The following is an 18,094-nucleotide window of genomic DNA, read 5'->3' on the forward strand; positions in this document are numbered from 1 at the left end:
ACCCCAAGAGAGCCGACACTTCCCTCCCGCGCCCCCACCACACTTCTGCAGGCGGAAGCCGAGGGCAGGCATGCACGCCCCCGACCCCGCCTGGGAGAGAGGGAAACACGGCCAAGCTGGCCACGGGCATACAACCCCAGTCAGCCTGGCCGCTGTTTACTCATTCCGTCAACCATAAGTTCCGCCGACACTGGATCAGGCTGTCATAGTCATTGCGCGATGATAAGGTTGTATCAACTGGACAAAGACGCAGAAACGGATGACATGCACCGTCTGTTGGGGAGACAGTCGGCAGAGTTCTTGGGAGGCTCTGTAAATGGCATTATCGAATATTCCCCACTGTACTTCGCACGAGTAAGGCCGGGTTCCCATCACTGCAATCCGGCGAACTGGCGGCTGTGCCCATCCCAACCGAGCACGGTCGCCATCTACTTCTAAACGGCGGAAAGATACCCGTCGTAACGCTCGGGCTTGTCCGCGAACTCCAGGCCAGTCGGCTGATACCAGGAGTATCGGCGGGTGCCGCCGTCGTCAGTCCAGATCTCAGGGCAGTCGTTGACCAGCCAGTCCGACGGAATGGCATGGGCGCCACCGGTCGAGGCCAGGGCCAGCGCCTGCCTGAGCTGGTCCTCCTGGCCGGCGGTCAGGCTGCCGGGGCGGGCTGAGAAGAAGAGCGGGGTGCCGGTCCGCGCCAAGAGATCCATCCACTGGCGGTTGAGCTCCCAGTCGATTGAGTCGGATATGCCCACGCAGTCGGCGTCGGTGGCGTAGAAACTTCCGTGCTGGGGCAGGCGGAAGGCCAGGGTGTTGACCCCGATCTGCCTGGTCCGCTCCCACTGCAGGCCGCTGGTGTCATCGCCGGTCCGGTTGATCTGCATGAAGCCGACGCCCAGGTGACCGACCACGTTGCACCCCTGAACCAGCATCCCGGTCTTGGTGGCCTGCTCGAAGATGGCCCGGTAGAGCTGCTTGACCACCTGGGCGCTGGTCAGGCTCCGGTCGTAGAAGTGCCAGCCGTCCGGGCTGGGCCAGGGGTTCATCTGGAAGCCCCACCTGCCCAGCAGGTCGAAGGTGCTGAAATCATGCTTGACCAGCTGGTAGCCCCACTCCCCCAGCTGGGCGACGTCCTGGCGGATGTAGTCCAGGGCCTGCGGGTTCGAGGGGTCCAGGCATCCGTTGTGCGGGAGCCTGAACTGGTCGGCAATGGCCTCGTCTTCGTTGAGAAGCGGGCGGTACCAGATGCCGGGCTTGATGCCCATGGCCTTGATCTGGTCGGCCAGGGCGCCCATGTCGCCGAACTTCTGGTTGCCACGCCGCCAGGGGCCGCCGTTGTAGTCCTCAAGCCGGTGGTGGTCCTGCCAGCCGTCGTCCACAACCATGGTGGGGCGGTTGGCGTTGCCCTGGGTCAGGTCGGCCAGGTACTCGGCATCGGCAAGAATCCGGGAACGGCTGGAGTCCCCGTAGGCGTAGTACCAGTTATTGCTCCCGTAGACCGGCTCAGGGGGCATAAGGCCCTTGCGGCTGATCCGGGAGCAGAAGTCACTGGCCACAGCAAAGACCGGACCGCCAGCCCGCTCCTGGAGCGGATATTGCAGGCAGATGATGGTGGCCGCTTCAAGCTGCCGCCCGTCCAGCACCAGGCCACTGCCGCCGTTGCGCAGGTCCAGGAAGAGGGTGATGCCGGCCGTATCGACCTGCCAGAAGCAGAAGGCGTTGGCACCGGTGGCCACCCCGTACCCCTGGGCCTGCTCCTGACCTGCCGCCAGGAAGTACCAGGGCATGAACCGGTTGGCGCGCATGGTCTGGAAACCCATGCGGCCGTAGCCACGCTCCCAGACGTCGCCCAGGTAGAGGTCGTCGGCGGCCATGGGCCTGGTCCAGCGCAGGGCCAGGGACCGGATGGGGGTGGAGCCGGCGGTCAGGCTGACCGTCAGAGCGGATTCGCCCTTGAGGCTGACCCTCGCATCGGGGGCTGCGTGGAAAGGCCTGCCTGCGGGCGCTGTCTCCCTATCGGCATCGGTGGTCAGCGTGATCCAGTCCGGCTCTCCCAGGCTGAGGCTGGTTGGGTTCATGATGCAGTGCTCCTTCATCCCTGTGGTGTGGCAGATGGCGGCGGGTCAGACCCGGACCAGGTCGATCAGGCGGATGGTCTCGGGCTGGCAGCGGGGTATGCGGATGCCCACGCGCTCCAGATAGGTGCCGGTGACCTCAGCGGTGCCCAGCGGACCCGTCGGATCCAGGTGCTCCAGCGAGGCCCTGGGCTTGGCGGGACCGGTCCAGGCCAGCCGATACCGGGCCTTGGGGTCCAGGCCGGGAATACGTAGATAAACACCACGATTATGCAGGGATTCGTCCAACTGGACGTGGGCCAGGATGGCACGGCTGCGGTCGGGGGCCACCACGCCATGGGCCAGGACCGAGGGGTCGGCCAGGTCCAGGCGAACCACACGGCCGGAGTGGAGGAAGCCCCGGTTGGCCTTGTACCAGGCGATCCATTCCTTGAGCCGCTCTAGATCCTCCTCGCTGGCCTGGCGGATGTCCCACTCGATGCCCATGGACCCGAAGACGGCCGTGGCCGCCCGGAAATCCAGGCTATAGGTTCTGCCGGTCTGCTGGGAGGAGGGCTGGGAGATGTGGGCGCCGATGTACTCGGGGGCCACGGTCTGCTCGGTCCAGCGCTGGATCAGCTGCCTGCTCAGGGCATCGGTCATGTCGGAGTTCCAGAAGCGGCGGATCTTCTCGATCACGCCCAGGTCGATGCGGCCGCCGCCCGAGGCGCAGGACTCCCACTCCACCTTGGGGAAGCGAGCGCGGAGAGTGTCCAGCAGGCGATAGTAGGCCAGGGTCTGCTCGTGGATGGCCGGCGCTCCGCCGTGGGCCTGGGAACCGGCCTCAAGCAGATCGCGGTTGTGGTCCCACTTGACGTAGTCGATGTGGCAGGACTCCAGGACTCGGGTCATCGCCTCGAGCACGTGGTTGAAGGCCTGGGGGTTGGTCAGGTCCAGGACCAGCTGATTGCGCTGCAGCTCCGGGTTTCTGGAGGATGCCCTCATGACCCACTCAGGGTGGTCGCGGAAGGCATCCGAATCAGGGTTGATCATCTCCGGCTCGAACCAGAGGCCGAACTGCATCCCCAGTTTGTGGACATAATCAACTAATGGCTCCAGGCCCTGGGGCCATACCGCAGGGTCCACCCACCAGTCGCCCAGACCAGCCGTGTCGTCCCGGCGCAGATGGAACCAGCCGTCATCCAGAACAAGGCGCTCCACCCCGATGCGTGCGGCCCGGTCGGCCAGGTCGCGCAGGGTGTCGAAGTCGTGGTTGAAGGTGATGGCCTCCCAGACGTTCAGGATGACCGGTTGCTCTTGGGGATGCTCGGGCAGGGTGCGCTCCCAGGCGTGCAGGCTGTTCATGATCGGATCCATGCCATGGTCGGAGGCCGTGACCACGATCCAGGGCGTGCTGTACTCCTGGCCCTGGTCCAGGACCACTTCGCCGGGCAGGAGGAGTTCGCCAGCGCTGACGCCGGCCGGGGTGGCGCTGTTCCGGTCCACCCGGAGCACGGTGTTCCCGCTCCAGGCCGGCTGAACACAGAGCACCCTGCCGTGATGGAAGTCGAAGCCGGGGGTGCCCACCATGACCACGGGCCCCTCGAAGCCGGTGCGGCCCCAGCGGAACTCACGCACCCAGGCCCCGTCGGCCAAGTCATGGCGCTGGGGGCTGCGTTCACGCTCGTGCCTGCCGGCGAAGTCCAGAATCTGGGTCTGCTGGTCGTCCAGGGGCAGGCGGACCTCCAGACCCTCCAGCAGGAAGGGGTCGGCACCCAGGTTGCGCAGGGTGTGGCGAATCCGCAGGGAACCGCCGGCCATGGCCTCCACCCTGGTCTCCAACCCAAGCTGGGCATCCTCGTCACGGGCCTTGATGGTCAGCGAGTCGGCGGTCTGCTCGGTCTGACCTTCCACCAGGAAACGGGGCGACCAGGAACGCCCGACCTGGATGCCCTCGGGGCCTTGGGCGATCCGATGCCCGGTCAGGCCCGGATGCAGGTAGGTGTTCTGTGCATGCTCCAGCAGCAGGGGCGAATGGGTCGAGGTCCAGGCGGGGGTCTGTTCCAAGCCATCCAGGTCGGGGCCTGCATAGAACCCCCTGATGTCAGGAATATCGGCACCCGGCGTAATGGACCCCAGGGCCATATAGGTGAGTGGCTGATCAGAATGGACCGGCTGTGGAAAGAGCATGAAAAATCCTTTAGTAACTACGGCACAAATGTGCAAAACAACGATGCTTGATGAACCAGTGAGCCGCCCAGCCCACTGCAGTTGGGCGGCTCCTGATTGATAGACTACTTGACTGCTCCGGCCACCATCCCTGCAATGAAGTACTTTTGCAGGAACATGTAGGCGACCACCATGGGGGCTGCCGCAATCAGGGATGCCGCTGCAGCGACGCCCAGATTGTTGGTATTGGCCGAGAAGAAGGAGGCCACGCGAGGAGCGATGGTCTGGGCCGAGGGGTCGGTCAGGATGTAGCTGGACAGGGCGTAGTCGTTCCATACTGTCGAGCCGGTCATGATGACCACGGTCGCCGTCACCGGCTTGAGCATGGGCAGGACCAGGCGCATGAAGACCTGGAGCTTGTTGGCTCCGTCCAGCTCGCCGGCCTCGTCAATCGCCGGGGGTATGGCCTTGATGAAGGCCGTGTAGAGGAAGACCGACAGAGGCAGGTTGGTGGCCGTCAGCACCGCGATGATGCCCCAGTAGTTGTTCACCCCGCCGATCTTCACCAGGAAGGAGTAGAGGGGGACCAGAATGCTCAGGGGCGGAATCATCATCATGGAGAGGATGAAGGCCGAGACCAGCTTGTTGAACCGGGTCAGACGACGAGCCAGGGGGTAGGCCGCTGCCGCTCCCAGGACGCAGACCAGAGCCGTCGTCCCCACGGTCACCACCACGCTGTTGAGCACGGATTTGAGGATGCCGCCCTCATTGACGGCCTCGGTCCAGTTGGACCATGCCATGTCGTGGGTGCGCATGCTCAGAGCCGAGCTCAGATCATCCGAGGGCTTGAGCGAGGTGGTGATCGCCAGGTAGAAGGGCAGGAGCTGGCAGAGGCAGACGATGACCAGGAAGAGGTAGATGGCCCAGCGCCCACGCTGGTATGACCGCTCGGCAGGGGTCATCGCATTCTTGTTCTTGCTAGCCATGTCAGGCCTCCCAATCCAGCTTGGCCAGTCCCTTGTTGACCAGCCAGGTCACGATGGCAATCAGGACGAAGAGGAAGACCCCGATGGCCGAGGCATACCCGGCCGCCTGGTTGTCGAAGTAGATCGTGCCGATATAGGTCGAGATGGAGTTGGTGGCATACCCGGGGCCGCCGCCTGTCAGCACCTTGACCATGTCGTAGAGCTTCAGTCCTCCGATCAGGTTCAGCACCACGCTGGTCGTGAAGGCGGGCGACAGGAGCGGCAGGGTGATGTTCCAGAACTTCTTCCAGCCGGATGCCCCATCGACCTCGGCGGCCTCGACAACCTCCTGGTCCATGGTCTGCAGACCGGCCAGGTAGATGATCATGGAGACGCCGACGAACTGGATGGAATTCACCAGCACGATGATGCAGACCGAGAACCCCGCATTGTTGAACCAGGCCACCTTGTGCAGACCCAGTGCCGTCATGACGGCGTTCAGCGCGCCCTGCTGGTACTGGAAGACGAAGTAGTACATGATGCCCATGATGACCGGGGCCACCAGGGCGGGCAGGTAGATGATGGCCCTGATCAGGGTGCGCCCCTTGATCTTGGCGTTCAGCAGCAGCGCCAGAGCCAAGCCCAGGATCTGCTGGAGCACTGTGCTGCCGATGCCGTAGATGAAGGTGTTGATGACCACCTGCTTGAAGTTGGTGTCAGTCAGCATCTGCTTGTAGTTGGCCAGCCCCACGAAGGATTTGGCGTCGTTGTACCCGTCCCAGTTGGTCAGAGAAAGCCCGATCCCCGACAGGAGCGGATAGATGATGAAGACCACCAGGAGGATGACGGCAGGAAGATAGAAGAGATTGATCGAGGCACCCCTGAAGCGGCGACGACGCGGGGAGGGACCCCTGCCGTGGCCAACGGATGCATTCCTGCCATCCCCATGTAACGGTGATCCGGATTGGGTGTCCTGCGAAGGAATCGCCCCTGAGCGACTATCTGTCATGACTCGACTCCTCTTGGTCGACTAATCAGGAAGACTTCTGGCCATACAGGCTGTTGAAGGAGGTCTTGACCTGATCTGCAGCGGCCTGTGCAGTCAGCTGACCGGTCAGCAGACCGTCGGTGGACTTGGCCAAGGTGTTGTACATGCCGTTGGGCAGGTACTTGCGGTCGAAGAAGGGGACCAGCTTGGTCTTCTTCTCGTTCACCCAGTAGTTGTAGGTCGGCTCGAACTGCCCCAGAGCGGACTTGACGCCGGTCAGAGCCGAATCGTTCATGCTCACGTCGACCAGCTTCTGCAGGTTTTCAGGCTCAGCCATGAAGTCGATGAACTTCAGCGCCGCATCCTTGTTCTTGCTGGTCTTGGAGACGCCGAAGGTCAGAGTGTCCTCGCCGGTGGAGAAGTAGGGCTTGCCGACCTCGGCGGGAACCGGCATCATGCCCAGCTTGACGTTGGGGTTGTAGGACTGGATCAGCTGGGAGCTGCCGTTGGCGCGGAAGGAGAAGCCGACCTTGTCCTGGGCCATCAGCCTGGAGATGTCATCCTGGGAGGCGGAGGTGTAGTCCACATTGAACCAGCCGTCCTTGGCCCACTTGGCCACCCTGGTGGTGTACTTCTCGTAGACTGCGGTATCGAACTTGCCCTTGGAAAGATCCTTGAGCTGGCTTTCGTCATACATGCCCGGAAGCATGTAGTCGGCAAGATCCCCGTTGGGGCCTGCGTCCTTGTTGGAGGAGATGAGCGGGGTGTATCCGGCGGCCTTCAGCTTCGTGCAGGCCTGCTCAAAGGCGTCCCAGGTGTCGATGGACTTGGGATCGATGCCGACCGCATCCAGGACCGTCTGGTTGTACATGATGCCCGACACCTGGATGTCGGCGGGCAGGGCGTAGAACTTGCCGTCCTTGGTCTTGAATACCTCGTTGCCTATCGGCTTGAGCCGCTTGGCCCAGGGCCTGTTCTGCAGCGGCTCCAGGAAGTTGCCGTACCGGTCGCGCGACCAGCCGTGGGTGTTCCAGATGTCCGGAGGATTGTGGCCCGCCAGGCGAACCTTGATGTCGTTCTCGTTGTTGTTGGTGCCCGGAACCATCTTGATGGTGATGTCCGGATTCTTTTCTTCGAACTTCTTGCCCAGACCCTGAAGAGCCTTGAGCTGGGGGGTCCCCGTTGACTGCATGGTCATGAATTCCACGGTTTTCTTGCCCCCGGAGGAGGAAGAGCCGCAGGCAGCCAATGAGGTTATTGCCATAGCGCAGCAGATGCCGACCGCCGCCACCGTCTTGATCCTATTCATCAACCACTCCTTCGTAGGTTGCTTCTTTGCCGAACACGTTCCAAGAGCACCGGAACTCATTCGTGATTCTTAATATACACGAGTAGATTCATCTGTCAAATATCTGATGCTGGTTGTCTGAACAGCTGCTTTTGAAGACAAGGGCGTTCGCAACGGTTGGAAATTTGGTGCCATTTCCCTTGATTTTCCAGCTATAGCCAGGCATATGCGGACAGGTCAATAGCGGTGTAGAACGGAGTTTGAAAACAATATCAATTCGAGTAGATTCTATATTCCGGGTAGCATGAATTGAGACTGGTGAATAGGCAGATGGGATCGAGCTCTGATGGCTGCAAACAATAAGAAACTCCGACAACGCAGAAGGGCCACACGCACGGATGTGGCCAAGCTGGCCAACGTCTCCACGGCGGTGGTCAGCTACGTCTTCAACAACGGACCCAGGGCAGTGGCCCCGGACACATCCAAGCGGGTGCGCGAGGCGGCGAAGCTGCTGAACTACCACCCCAACCCCACGGCGCGTGCCCTGCGCACCGGGTATTCCAAGATGCTGGGCGTCATCGTGCCGGATTCGTCCAACCCCTTCAGCGCCGGCATCTACGACGAGCTGCAGACGGTGGCCATGCGGCGGGGGTACTCGGTCCTCTTCATGAACGTGCGCAGCGACCCCGAATTGGAGGAGCAGTCCATCAGGCAGCTGCTGGAGCGCAACGTCGATGCCATTTTCCTCTCATCCTCGCGCAGTTACACACAGCTGAGCATGGCTCATCTTGAGGAGAGCCGCTTCGTCTTCATGGACCAGCCTCACCGGGTGGCCAACGCCAAGAGCGTGTCGACCGATTTCTTCCACTCTGGCCTGACCGCCACCCAACACCTGATCGAGCACCGGCACTGCAGCGTCGACATGCTCTTTGGCGGCTCCCCCGACGACCGGGGCGACGCGCGAATCCAGGGCTGGTACGCGGCCCACCAGAACGCCAACCTGCCCGCCGGCAGGATCCGCCAGGCCTTCTTCACACGCGAGGGCGGCTATCGCGCCACCTTGGACCTGATCGACAGCGGCAAGCCGCCCCAGGCCATTTTCGCCGGTTCCGACATGGAGGCCATGGGCGCTCTTCGGGCCCTGCATGAGCGCGGGCTGCGCATCCCCGAGGACGTGGCCATTGTCTCCTTCGACGGCACCATCGACTCCCTCTACACCTGGCCTCAGCTGACCACCATGCAGCAGGACACTGCGAAAATCGCCTCCTGCGCCATCAATGCGGCCTTGGAGCCGGACCAGGTCCCCGACGTGCAGATCATCAAGGCGGATCTGGTCGTCCGTCACTCCTGCGGCTGCTGATAGAACGCATGGTGCAAACCGTGGATAATATCCATCGATTTTCATCAATGCAGACCAGCGATATACACCAAAAAGGCGCTGGCGTCATCGCCACAAAGGCATTGACACCAGCGCCTTTTCAGACTCTATTCAGGGTCGGATCCAGGGTCAGGCTCCGATCAGATCCAGCATTTCGGGAACGGACTTCTTGCCGAACTCCACGGTCTCCTGGCCATCTTTGCGGATCACAATGCAGGGGACGCTCATGACCTGGTACTGGTCCTTGAGCTCGGGGAAGTGGGCCAGGTCGTAGGCCTCGGCGCGCACCTTGCCGTTCTGGGCCGCCACCCGCTGTGCGGACAGAACCGTGGTCGGGCACATGGTGCAGGTCAGGGAGACCAGCATCATCACGTCCACCTGGTCCTTGATGGCATCGATCCGGTCCGAGGTGGGCTGATCCACCTGCTGGCCGGGGCCCGCCGCATTGTAGAGGGCCAGGACGAAGGAGTTGAACTCGTGGCCGCTGGGCACGCCATGGAAGGCCAGCCCGGTCGGCTGGGAGACGCCCTGGTCGTCAACGCGGCAGATGCGCACGCTGGGGCGGGCATCGGGCAGGTCGCCGGCGGGATCGTAATCCTTGCCGTCCTCATCCGTTCGGGAGTCCACCCTGGAGGTCAGCTTGCCGTCGGAGAGCCCGACCAGCTCGTCCACGAAGGCCTCCAGCTCCTTGGAGACCTGGCTGCCGTCCAGGTCCAGGGCCAGCTCCAGTTTTCCGGTCATCTTGCCGAAGACCATGTCCAGCTGCTTGCGGATGTCCGGCCCGAAGAAGCCGGAGGTCTTGGCCGGGGCCTGGTCGTGCTCCTGGGCCACAGGCGCGGGCGAGGTCCCCGAGGCCAGTGCGGAGTTCTCGGCCTGCCGCTCGGAGCGGGCATAGGGGGAATCGTCGGGCCGCGGCGGCACCAGACCAGTCTTGTCCGACATGTTGGAGGCGTAGCGCTCCAGCTCCACGGCGGCCACAGCACCATCGGAGGTGGCGGTGATGACCTGGCGCAGGTTCTTGACCCGCAGATCCCCGGCGGCGTAGATGCCGGGCACCGAGGTCTCCAGGTAGCCGTGGGTCAGCACATAGCCGTGGTCGTCCAGATCCACCACGCCCTTGAGCATGCCGGTCTGGGGCACGTAGCCAGCGAAGACGAAGACGCCGAAGGTGCCGCCGTCCTGGGGCTTCCAGGTGGTGGTCTGTCCGCTCTTGCGGTCCAGAATAGTGGCCTCGACCAGCCCGCCGGGGCCTGCGGAGACCCCCTTGAGCTCGGTGGAGTAGTGGATTTCGATCTTGTCGTTGTTCCGGGCCTCGTCAGCCACGGCGGCGTCGCAGGTGAAGTCCTCCTCGCGCACCAGCAGGGTCACCTTGGTGGCGTACTTGGTCAGGAAGACCGACTCCTCGGCTGCCGCGAACCCGCCGCCTACCACCAGGACCTCGCGCCCGGTGAAGAACTCGCCGTCACAGGTGGCGCAGTAGGCCACGCCGCGGCCCGCGTACTCCTGCTCCCCCTGGAAGCCGATCTTGCGGGGGCTGGCGCCGGTGGCGATCAGGATGCCGAAGGTGCGCAGGTCGCCCCGGGAGGTGTGGACCACCTTGATGTCGCCCTGGGCCTCGATGCCTGTGGCCTCGGCGCTCATGAACTCGGCTCCGAAGTTCTGGGCCTGCTGGCGCATGGTCTCGGTCAGCTTGCGGCCGTCGGTGCTGGCCACGCCCGGGTAGTTGACCACGTCGGCCGTGATGGTGATCTGGCCGCCGAAGTCGTCCTTCTCCAGGATCAGGGTGCGGTACCGCGCCCGGGCCAGGTAGAGGCCTGCGCTCAGGCCTGCAGGGCCGCCGCCGATGACGACCACGTCATAAAGATTCTTGTCTTCCGTCATGAATGCCTCTTCCGAAGGAATGCACGGATGTGCTGGTGTTGGATGCTGGTCGTGAATACAGAAAAGGGAACCCGCCCTGGTCGCTTCCGATCGGCGAGTTCCCGATGTTGGCAGCTGCGGATCAGAGCTGGCCGACCAGATCCAGGCTGGGCTCGATGGTGTCCTCGCCGGGCTCCCACTTGGCAGGGCAGACCTGATCGCCGTGCTCGTAGACGAACTGGGAGGCCTGGACGCGGCGCAACAGCTCGTCGGCGTTGCGGCCCACGTTGGAGGAGATGACCTCGTAGGCCACGACCTTGCCCTCAGGGGTCAGAATGAAGTCGCCGCGCTCGGCCTTGCCCTCGGCCTCGTTGTAGGTCTGCAGGTCCTTGGCCAGGGTTGCGGTCGGATCGGCCAGCATGGGGTACTGGACCTTGGCGATCTTCTCGTTGGCCTCGTGCCAGGCCTTGTGGACGAACTCGGTGTCGCAGGAGACGGAGTAGATCTCGCAGCCGATCTTCTTGAAGTCCTCGTACTTGCTGGCCAGGTCCTCCAGCTCGGTGGGGCAGACGAAGCTGAAGTCCGCAGGGTAGAAGAAGAGCAGCGACCAGTGGCCCAGCAGATCCTTCTTGGAGACCGGGAAGGTCTTGTTGTCCTGGTAGGCCTGCGTGGTGAACTCAGTCAATTCGTGCTGAAGCTGTGACATGAAAAATCCTTTCGGGAGCGTTGGGAATGCCGGCTTGGAGCCGAACCTGCTTCCGTGTTTCATGCTAGTCAGGTAGCGCTGTATGGGGAAGACGGCTGTTCACCGCTTGGGTGTGACATAGGGCACATGGGGCGTCCATACCCTAGCATTGAAGGCATGGCATTATGGCTGAACATCCTGCTCATTCTCTTCTTCCTCCTTCTCGGTTCCGTCTTCTCGGGGACTGAGCTGGCGCTGGTCTCCCTGCGAGGCTCGCAGCTGGAGCAGATGGAGCAGCAGGACGCGCGCGGAGCCCGGGTAGCCCGCATCGCCCGCGACCCCAACACCTTTCTTTCCGCCGTGCAGATCGGCGTGACGCTGACGGGCTTCCTCTCGGCCTCCTTCGGCGCATCATCCATCGCCCCCTACGTGGTGCCCGTCCTGACCGGGTGGGGCGTGCACGAGGGTCTGGCTGGCACTCTGACCACGGTGATTCTGACTCTGATCATCTCCTACTGCTCCATCGTCATCTCCGAGCTGGTGCCCAAGCGGATCGCCATGCAGCGCACCGAGGCCATCGCCCGGGCCGTCGTTCCGGCCATCGACGTGTTCACCACCCTGTGCAGGCCGCTGATCTGGCTGATCGGCAAGAACACCAACCTCATCGTGCGCATCCTGGGCTTCGACCCCCAGCAGACCGACACCGAGGTCAGCGATGACGAGCTGCGGATGCTGGTCTCCTCCAACACCAACCTGAGCAAGGACGAGCGGATGATCCTAGGCGACGTCTTCGATGCCTCCGAGACCAGCGTGGCCGAGGTCATGCGCCCCCGGGCCGACGTGGTCTTCATCGCCGGGGACATGCCGCTGCAGGAGGCGGTCGAATTCGTGCACGACGAGCCCTACTCGCGCTACCCGGTGACCGGCCGCGACTTCGACGACGTGCTGGGCTTCGTCCACGTGCGCGACCTGATGGACGTGCGCAACCCCCATGCCAAGACCGTGGCCGACGTGACCAGGCCCGGCATCGCCCTGCCAGGCACCTCCAAGCTCCTGCCCAGCCTGGAGAAGCTGCGCAAGAAGGGCATCCACCTGGCCGTGGTCATCGACGAGTACGGGGGCACCGACGGCATCGTCACCCTGGAGGACATGACCGAGGAGCTGGTGGGCGACATCCGCGACGAGTACGACTTGCCCGAGGAGCAGAACCCTGCACATCCCCAGGCGACCGCCTTCGTCAACGGGGTTGCCACGGTCGACGGCGGCATGACCATCGAGGACTTCGCGGACCTGACCGGGATCGAGCTGGAGGACGGCCCCTACGAGACCCTGGCCGGTTACTTCCTGGCCCAGACCGGACGGATGGGGCAGGTGGGCGACGTGATCCACTCCGACGACGGGTATGACATGGCGGTAACCAAGGTGGACGGGCGGCGCATCGAGACCATCGAGGTCAGGCGGCGACAGCAAGCCGAGGACCAGGCTGGCGATGATGACGAAGCCAGCGAAGACGGGGTGGATGAAGACAGGAAAGATGAAGACAGGTCGAATTCCATAGCGGGAGCAGACCGAGGATAACCCGACCAGGTCTAATCTGACCGAGACGACGCTACGACCAGAGCCCAGCTGTCGTCTAGCTGAATCCCAGCTGGCAGTCAGCCGGGGACCGTCCCACGCCAGTCAAGAAAAAATGACTATCAGCGTAGCCGATGGTCCGTGAATGATTTCACTGGTTGATTCCCGCAAAATCCAAGCGTTTCCTTGCTTTTTCCTCTAGTCTGGAGATACAAGGTCGGGCTGACCCGACCGCAGGCATAATTTCATATTTAAGGAGCGATTATGGCATTGAACTTTACCGTACCGGGACTCGACGAAGCGACCAGCGAGAAGGTCATCGCCATCCTGCAGAGCCGTCTGAGCCAGGAACAGGAGACTGCCCTGATCCTCAAGCACGCCCATTGGAACATGAAGGGCAAGGAATTCATCGGCATTCATGAGATGATGGACCCCGAGGTTGATTCGGTGCTGAACATGGCCGACGAGACCGCTGAGCGCATCGCCACCCTGGGAGGCTCCCCCGCCGGGCGCCCTGACGACATTATGAAGAACCGCGACTGGGATGGCATCACCATGACCGGCCGCCAGGATGCCCTGGACTACCTGAAGGCCCTGGACACCTACTACACCACCTTCATCAAGCGCGACCGCGAGGCCATCAAGGAGCTGGACGACCTGGACATCGTCAGCTCCAACATTCTGCAGGACCACGTGCAGGAGCTCGAGCACTTCCAGTGGTTCATGCGCAGCCACCTGTTCTGAGTTGCTGAGTTCTGAGAGCTCGTCACAGCTCCGATAAGCGATATGCCAGCGGCCCTACATCGTAAAAGGTGCGGGGCCGCTGGCATTTTCTCTGACCGAGATAGACTGCTGGGCTTCAGGATAGAATTGACGCTTGGGAGACGGCCGGGCGCTGCCTCACGCCGGGAAGACTGGTCGGCCAAGGAAGACCGAACCCTATCCGCCCGACCAGGAGCATCATGCCGCCCACGCCTACATTCCCAGCATTCTCTGTCAATCCACGTCGTCAGGATTACGACGATTCGAATTCGCAACAGAATCTCGAACCTTTCAATCCCAGGCAGTCGGATTCCCGGTCGTCAGACCCCCAACCGAATTCCGGACCGTCGGATTCCAAGCCATCGAATGCCCAGCCATCAAATCCGCAGCGTGGGCGGGGCGGATCTGACAGGGACCGGCACAACCGACTCCACCCTTCAAACTTCTTCGCCGCCCTGTCATCTTTGGCTGAAAATGATCGGATCACCGGGCTATTCATGATGGCCTGCGCCCTGGCCGGGCTGATCCTGGCCAATCTGCCAGAGACCGGGCCGGGGCTGAACGCTCTTGCCGCTTGGATCCCTCTGGACCTGCCCGGTGGACTGAACCTGTCCCTGAAGGACTGGATACAGGACGGGCTGCTGACCATATTCTTCCTGACCATGGGCCTTGACCTGCGCCAGGAGGCTGCCACAGGCACTCTGCGCGACCACAGGCAGGTCCTGCTGCCCATGCTGGCCGCCCTGGGCGGTGTGGCCGTTCCGATCCTGATCTACTGCCTGTTCAACCTGGGCTCCCCTGCCGGGTTGCGCGGCTGGGCTGTCCCAACGGCCACCGATGTAGCCTTCTCCCTGGCGGCTCTGCAACTGCTCCTGCCCAAGGCCGGGCCCGCCCTGCAGGCCTTTTTGATGACTCTGGCCATCTTCGACGACCTGATCGGCGTCCTGCTGATCGCCCTGGGCTACTCCAGCTTGGGACAACCGAGCTGGCTGCTTGCCTGCCTGGTCGGCCTAGTGGTCTGGGCCTTGCTGGTCCGAGCGGCGAGCCGTTCCGCCCGGGTCTGGCGACCCTTGGTACCTCTCTGCTTGTTGGGCGCTCTCGCAGGCGGTCTGCTGGCCTGGTACAGCCTCTTCAAGGCTGGAATCCACCCGGTGCTGGCGGGAGTTGCAATGGGCCTATTGACTCCTGTCGCCAGGTCGAAGGCGGCCGAAGCGGAAGCAGCAGAAGCGGAAGAGCCTTCGGCCAGTACCGCGCCGAACATAACTGAGCCAACCGAGCATAGGCCAACCGATACAAAACCATCCGGTACCGAGCCGACCGAGACCCATCCACCAGTGACCAGTCAAGCCAATACCAAACCAGCTGGGTTTGGACCAACTGAGATTGAGCCAAACCGCAACCCGACGCTATCACCGGCTGAACGGCTGGACCACTTCCTGACCCCTTTGAGCGCCCTGGTGGTCCTGCCCCTTTTCGCCTTTTTCTCGCTGTCCATCTCCCTGGATCAGCTGGGACCCGGACTGCTGACGGACCGGGTCTTTTGGGGCGCCACTCTGGGACTGGCCTTGGGCAAGCCCCTGGGGATCATGACCATGCTGATCCTGGCAGGTCATCTAGGGCTGCGGCGGCCTGCCGGCTCTACGACCGGGAACATGATCGGCCTCTGCCAGCTCTGCGGAATCGGCTTCACCATGTCCTTCCTGATCGCCAACCTGGCCTTCGCCGGATCCCCACACCTAGAATCAGCCTTGCTGGGTGTGCTGGCGGGGTCGGTCCTGTCCGTGCTCATCGTGGCCGTCGGCACCATTCCCGGTCGGTTACGGTCCGCCAGGCACGTCTCATCCTGACTGCAGGACTCACCCCTCTGCCAGAATCAGCCCATGCCAGAATCTTCCCCTGCCAGTCTCGGTTTCCTACAGAATCGGCCCCCAACCAGACTCAACTACGACGGTAGAGCTTGGTGTAGGAGCCCTCGGCCCGGGGACGGACCACGATTTGGTCGATGTCCACAGTGTCGGGCTGCTCCAGGGCCCAGGTGACGCATCCGGCGATGTCGTCGGCGGTCAGCGGGTCGGGCACTCCGGCGTAGACCGCATCGGCCCGGTCGCTATCCCCGCCGAACCGCTTCAGGGAGAACTCGTCGGTGTGGACCAGGCCCGGAGCGATGTCGACCACGCGCACCGGCTGACCGATCAGCTCCAGCCGCAGAATACGTGCCATGACCCGTTCCGCCGCCTTGGAAGCGCAGTATCCGCCGCCGCCCTCGTAGGGCTCGATGCCTGCCGTCGAGGAGATGACCAGGACCGTGCCCTCCGACTCTTTCAGAGCCGGGAGCAGCTTCTGTATGACCCGCAGGGTGCCGATGACATTCAGCTCGTACATGCCGCGCCAATCGTCCAGGCTGGAGGTAGCCACCGGGTCCTTGCCGAAGGCCGCACCGGCGCAGTTGACCAGAGCCTTGACCGGCCCGCCCTTGAGCACGGCATCGACGGCCGCCTGCGTGGAGTCCTCGTCGGTCACATCGCAGACCTCATAGGTGAAGTTCCGGCCCAGCTGGTCAGCCAGAGCCTTGAGATTGTCCTCGCGCCGGGCCAGGCCGACCACTTTCCAGCCCTTGTCAACCAAGGCCCGCACACTGGCCTGGCCGATGCCGCTGGAGGCGCCAGTCACCACGGCACGCTTGATTGTCTTCTTGGATTCCGTCATTTCAACTGCTCCTTCATGATCTATTGCCCCGGATCGGCTCCACAAGCGCCTCCGGGCTACAGAGAGCCTGCCTAACTGCTGCAGTGCCATCCCTCTTCCTCAACGCTAGCGCACCAACATGGGCTGCGGCAGTCTCCCGTCAGTCTTCGATGACCAATGTGGCACATCAAACCAGGCTTGAGTAGAGCCAGAACGAATCAAAGGCAGATTAGTTGAGTCAGAACAGAGCAAAGTCAGATCGGGCTGAATCAGACCGTATAGTCGGTCTAGATCAGGATAGATAGGACGCATCAAAAACCGAGTCAACTTCACACCAGATGGCCTAGCGAGGGTTTGGTCACGAAATCTTCAGCACGGATGATGCCGCAGATTCGTAATTTACAAGCTCCCAGTCCACAAGTTCCGGACTCATGAGGAGTGTATGACTCCAAGAGTCATGAATCTAGAAGTCATGGATCTCGAAGTCATAACTTCAGACGTCTAAGCTTTGCGGGTCACAATGCCAGATAGCGGTTGAGTCGACGACGGCGCTCGGTCCAGTCGGGCATATAGCGATCCATTCGCGCGCGGAAGCCGGGGCCGTGACCGTGCTCGTAGAGGTGAGTCAGCTCGTGAACCAACACATACTCCAGCAGGTCAGGATCCAGCCAGGCCAGGTCGGCGTTGAGCCGGATGCTGGCAGTGGCGGGGGTGCAGGACCCCCAGCGGGTTTTCATCTTCCGCAGACTGATGCGCTCAGGCCGGCGACCTACCACAGGGACCCACCGATCCAGCAGAGTCGGCAGCCTCTCCTGGAGAATTCTCTTGGCTTCGGCCTCGGACCGGTCCGGCGACAGTTGACCATAGGCTCCGGGTTGGGCGTAGACATCGCGCGAGCGGGCCAGACGTTCTCTAGTGGTTGCAATCCAGCGGTGCTTGCCGTCGATAAAGGCGCGAATCCGGTCGTCGCTCAGGGCCAGAGGCGCCGTCACTTCCAGATGGCCGTCAGGCGGCTTGACCCGCAGATAGACGTTGGCGATCCGCTTCCTGATGACCAGAACAGTCTCGCCACCGACCTCGAACTGCTCCGACCGGACTGGTTCCGCACGCCGTTTCCGCCTCATGACCCCCATTCTTCCGCCAAGACGCGACGCGACGCCGCCGAGATTGACTTGAGAGGACACTATGGTAAGCTATCCATTTGTGTGATTCTTCGGTCACACGGTATGGGCCTGTAGCTCAGCTGGTTAGAGCGCATCCCTGATAAGGATGAGGTCGGAGGTTCAAGTCCTCCCAGGCCCACGCATTCTTGCGCGGTTGAAGTTCTTTTCACATTTACGGGGCTATGGCGCAGCTGGTAGCGCATCTGCTTTGCAAGCAGAGGGTCGCCGGTTCGAATCCGGCTAGCTCCACAGGTAGGGTTTCCAGGTTTCCACTAGGAGACCTTTTTTCATATGGTTTTCCTTGATAAAAGGGGAACTATCCGACGGCGGCCTGGTAGTGAATGATGATGCCACTGCGCGAGAGCTGCACTGGCAGATGAAGTCCCTGCAATTGGGCGCTTCATCACTGCCATCCATCCGCTGTTGTTCTCGTAGTCCCCGGGCCGCCTCTACAGGTGGTGAAGGCCAATTGTCGGTGATGCAGATCGGTGAGGGTACCAGGGCTAGGCGGCATATCAGCGGCCTGCG

Annotated in this window: 13 protein-coding genes and 2 tRNA genes; 6 read left to right on the plus strand and 9 right to left on the minus strand. The window is 62.5% G+C overall.

All coding sequences use genetic code 11. The annotated features are described in order from the left end of the window. Nucleotides 1-434: 434 nt before the first annotated feature. From QRX40_RS08165 to QRX40_RS08185, 5 genes are all read right to left on the minus strand, one after another. Complete coding sequence (locus QRX40_RS08165; protein WP_313837590.1) at nt 435-2,072, minus strand: alpha-galactosidase; 1,638 nt, start codon at nt 2,070-2,072, stop codon at nt 435-437. Between the two features lie 45 nt (nt 2,073-2,117). After that, nucleotides 2,118-4,238, minus strand: coding sequence for an alpha-galactosidase (locus tag QRX40_RS08170; protein WP_313837591.1), 2,121 nt, complete (start codon nt 4,236-4,238; stop codon nt 2,118-2,120). A 104-nt stretch (nt 4,239-4,342) separates the two neighbouring features. Next, nucleotides 4,343-5,203, minus strand: coding sequence for a carbohydrate ABC transporter permease (locus QRX40_RS08175; protein ID WP_313837592.1), 861 nt, complete (start codon nt 5,201-5,203; stop codon nt 4,343-4,345). Between the two features lies 1 nt (nt 5,204). Next, complete coding sequence (locus QRX40_RS08180; protein WP_313837593.1) at nt 5,205-6,191, minus strand: sugar ABC transporter permease; 987 nt, start codon at nt 6,189-6,191, stop codon at nt 5,205-5,207. Between the two features lie 25 nt (nt 6,192-6,216). Next, a complete protein-coding gene (locus QRX40_RS08185) occupies nt 6,217-7,479 on the minus strand; it encodes an ABC transporter substrate-binding protein (protein WP_313837594.1) in 1,263 nt (420 codons plus the stop codon). Nucleotides 7,480-7,804: 325 nt separating this feature from the next. On the opposite strand from QRX40_RS08185, the gene QRX40_RS08190 reads away from it, so the two are divergent. Further along, nucleotides 7,805-8,818 carry a LacI family DNA-binding transcriptional regulator gene (locus QRX40_RS08190; RefSeq protein ID WP_313837595.1) on the plus strand — a complete coding sequence of 338 codons (1,014 nt, stop codon included), beginning with the start codon at nt 7,805-7,807 and terminating at the stop codon, nt 8,816-8,818. 147 nt (nt 8,819-8,965) lie between these two features. On the opposite strand, the gene QRX40_RS08195 is transcribed toward QRX40_RS08190, so the two are convergent. Both QRX40_RS08195 and QRX40_RS08200 read right to left on the minus strand, forming a co-directional pair. Next, nucleotides 8,966-10,717, minus strand: a complete 1,752-nt coding sequence (locus tag QRX40_RS08195) for an FAD-dependent oxidoreductase (protein ID WP_101431760.1) — start codon at nt 10,715-10,717, stop codon at nt 8,966-8,968. Nucleotides 10,718-10,838: 121 nt separating this feature from the next. Continuing rightward, a complete protein-coding gene (locus tag QRX40_RS08200; RefSeq protein ID WP_015021096.1) occupies nt 10,839-11,402 on the minus strand; it encodes a peroxiredoxin in 564 nt (187 codons plus the stop codon). 156 nt (nt 11,403-11,558) lie between these two features. On the opposite strand from QRX40_RS08200, the gene QRX40_RS08205 reads away from it, so the two are divergent. The 3 genes from QRX40_RS08205 (at nt 11,559) to QRX40_RS08215 (ending at nt 15,565) form a co-directional block, all read left to right on the plus strand. Next, nucleotides 11,559-12,959: a hemolysin family protein gene (locus QRX40_RS08205; RefSeq protein WP_313837596.1), complete on the plus strand. Its 1,401-nt coding sequence runs from the start codon at nt 11,559-11,561 to the stop codon at nt 12,957-12,959. 261 nt (nt 12,960-13,220) lie between these two features. Beyond that, entirely contained in the window at nt 13,221-13,700 is a 480-nt protein-coding gene (locus QRX40_RS08210) for a Dps family protein (RefSeq protein ID WP_015021094.1), read from the plus strand. A 218-nt stretch (nt 13,701-13,918) separates the two neighbouring features. After that, nucleotides 13,919-15,565, plus strand: a complete 1,647-nt coding sequence (locus tag QRX40_RS08215; protein ID WP_313837597.1) for a Na+/H+ antiporter NhaA — start codon at nt 13,919-13,921, stop codon at nt 15,563-15,565. A 91-nt stretch (nt 15,566-15,656) separates the two neighbouring features. Here QRX40_RS08215 and QRX40_RS08220 read toward each other — a convergent pair whose 3' ends face one another. Together QRX40_RS08220 and QRX40_RS08225 are read right to left on the minus strand one after the other, a co-directional pair. Further along, nucleotides 15,657-16,424, minus strand: a complete 768-nt coding sequence (locus QRX40_RS08220) for an SDR family oxidoreductase (RefSeq protein WP_313837598.1) — start codon at nt 16,422-16,424, stop codon at nt 15,657-15,659. A 494-nt stretch (nt 16,425-16,918) separates the two neighbouring features. Further along, nucleotides 16,919-17,527: a SprT family zinc-dependent metalloprotease gene (locus tag QRX40_RS08225; protein ID WP_313837600.1), complete on the minus strand. Its 609-nt coding sequence runs from the start codon at nt 17,525-17,527 to the stop codon at nt 16,919-16,921. 104 nt (nt 17,528-17,631) lie between these two features. On the opposite strand from QRX40_RS08225, the gene QRX40_RS08230 reads away from it, so the two are divergent. Both QRX40_RS08230 and QRX40_RS08235 read left to right on the plus strand, forming a co-directional pair. Beyond that, nucleotides 17,632-17,705 (plus strand) — tRNA-Ile (locus QRX40_RS08230). A 37-nt stretch (nt 17,706-17,742) separates the two neighbouring features. Then, nucleotides 17,743-17,815 (plus strand) — tRNA-Ala (locus QRX40_RS08235). The last annotated feature ends 279 nt before the right edge of the window (nt 17,816-18,094 follow it).

It is taken from the genome of Bifidobacterium sp. H6bp9, from assembly GCF_032193695.1.
GTDB lineage: Bacteria > Actinomycetota > Actinomycetes > Actinomycetales > Bifidobacteriaceae > Bombiscardovia > Bombiscardovia kimbladii.

What these genes read in the sequence shown, in the direction of transcription:
- QRX40_RS08165 (WP_313837590.1), bottom strand. Translation starts at nt 2,072, where the DNA reads ATGAACCCAACCAGCCTCAGCCTGGGAGAGCCGGACTGGATCACGCTG.
- QRX40_RS08170 (WP_313837591.1), bottom strand. Translation starts at nt 4,238, where the DNA reads ATGCTCTTTCCACAGCCGGTCCATTCTGATCAGCCACTCACCTATATG.
- QRX40_RS08175 (WP_313837592.1), bottom strand. Translation starts at nt 5,203, where the DNA reads ATGGCTAGCAAGAACAAGAATGCGATGACCCCTGCCGAGCGGTCATAC.
- QRX40_RS08180 (WP_313837593.1), bottom strand. Translation starts at nt 6,191, where the DNA reads ATGACAGATAGTCGCTCAGGGGCGATTCCTTCGCAGGACACCCAATCC.
- QRX40_RS08185 (WP_313837594.1), bottom strand. Translation starts at nt 7,479, where the DNA reads ATGAATAGGATCAAGACGGTGGCGGCGGTCGGCATCTGCTGCGCTATG.
- QRX40_RS08190 (WP_313837595.1), top strand. Translation starts at nt 7,805, where the DNA reads ATGGCTGCAAACAATAAGAAACTCCGACAACGCAGAAGGGCCACACGC.
- QRX40_RS08195 (WP_101431760.1), bottom strand. Translation starts at nt 10,717, where the DNA reads ATGACGGAAGACAAGAATCTTTATGACGTGGTCGTCATCGGCGGCGGC.
- QRX40_RS08200 (WP_015021096.1), bottom strand. Translation starts at nt 11,402, where the DNA reads ATGTCACAGCTTCAGCACGAATTGACTGAGTTCACCACGCAGGCCTAC.
- QRX40_RS08205 (WP_313837596.1), top strand. Translation starts at nt 11,559, where the DNA reads ATGGCATTATGGCTGAACATCCTGCTCATTCTCTTCTTCCTCCTTCTC.
- QRX40_RS08210 (WP_015021094.1), top strand. Translation starts at nt 13,221, where the DNA reads ATGGCATTGAACTTTACCGTACCGGGACTCGACGAAGCGACCAGCGAG.
- QRX40_RS08215 (WP_313837597.1), top strand. Translation starts at nt 13,919, where the DNA reads ATGCCGCCCACGCCTACATTCCCAGCATTCTCTGTCAATCCACGTCGT.
- QRX40_RS08220 (WP_313837598.1), bottom strand. Translation starts at nt 16,424, where the DNA reads ATGACGGAATCCAAGAAGACAATCAAGCGTGCCGTGGTGACTGGCGCC.
- QRX40_RS08225 (WP_313837600.1), bottom strand. Translation starts at nt 17,527, where the DNA reads ATGAGGCGGAAACGGCGTGCGGAACCAGTCCGGTCGGAGCAGTTCGAG.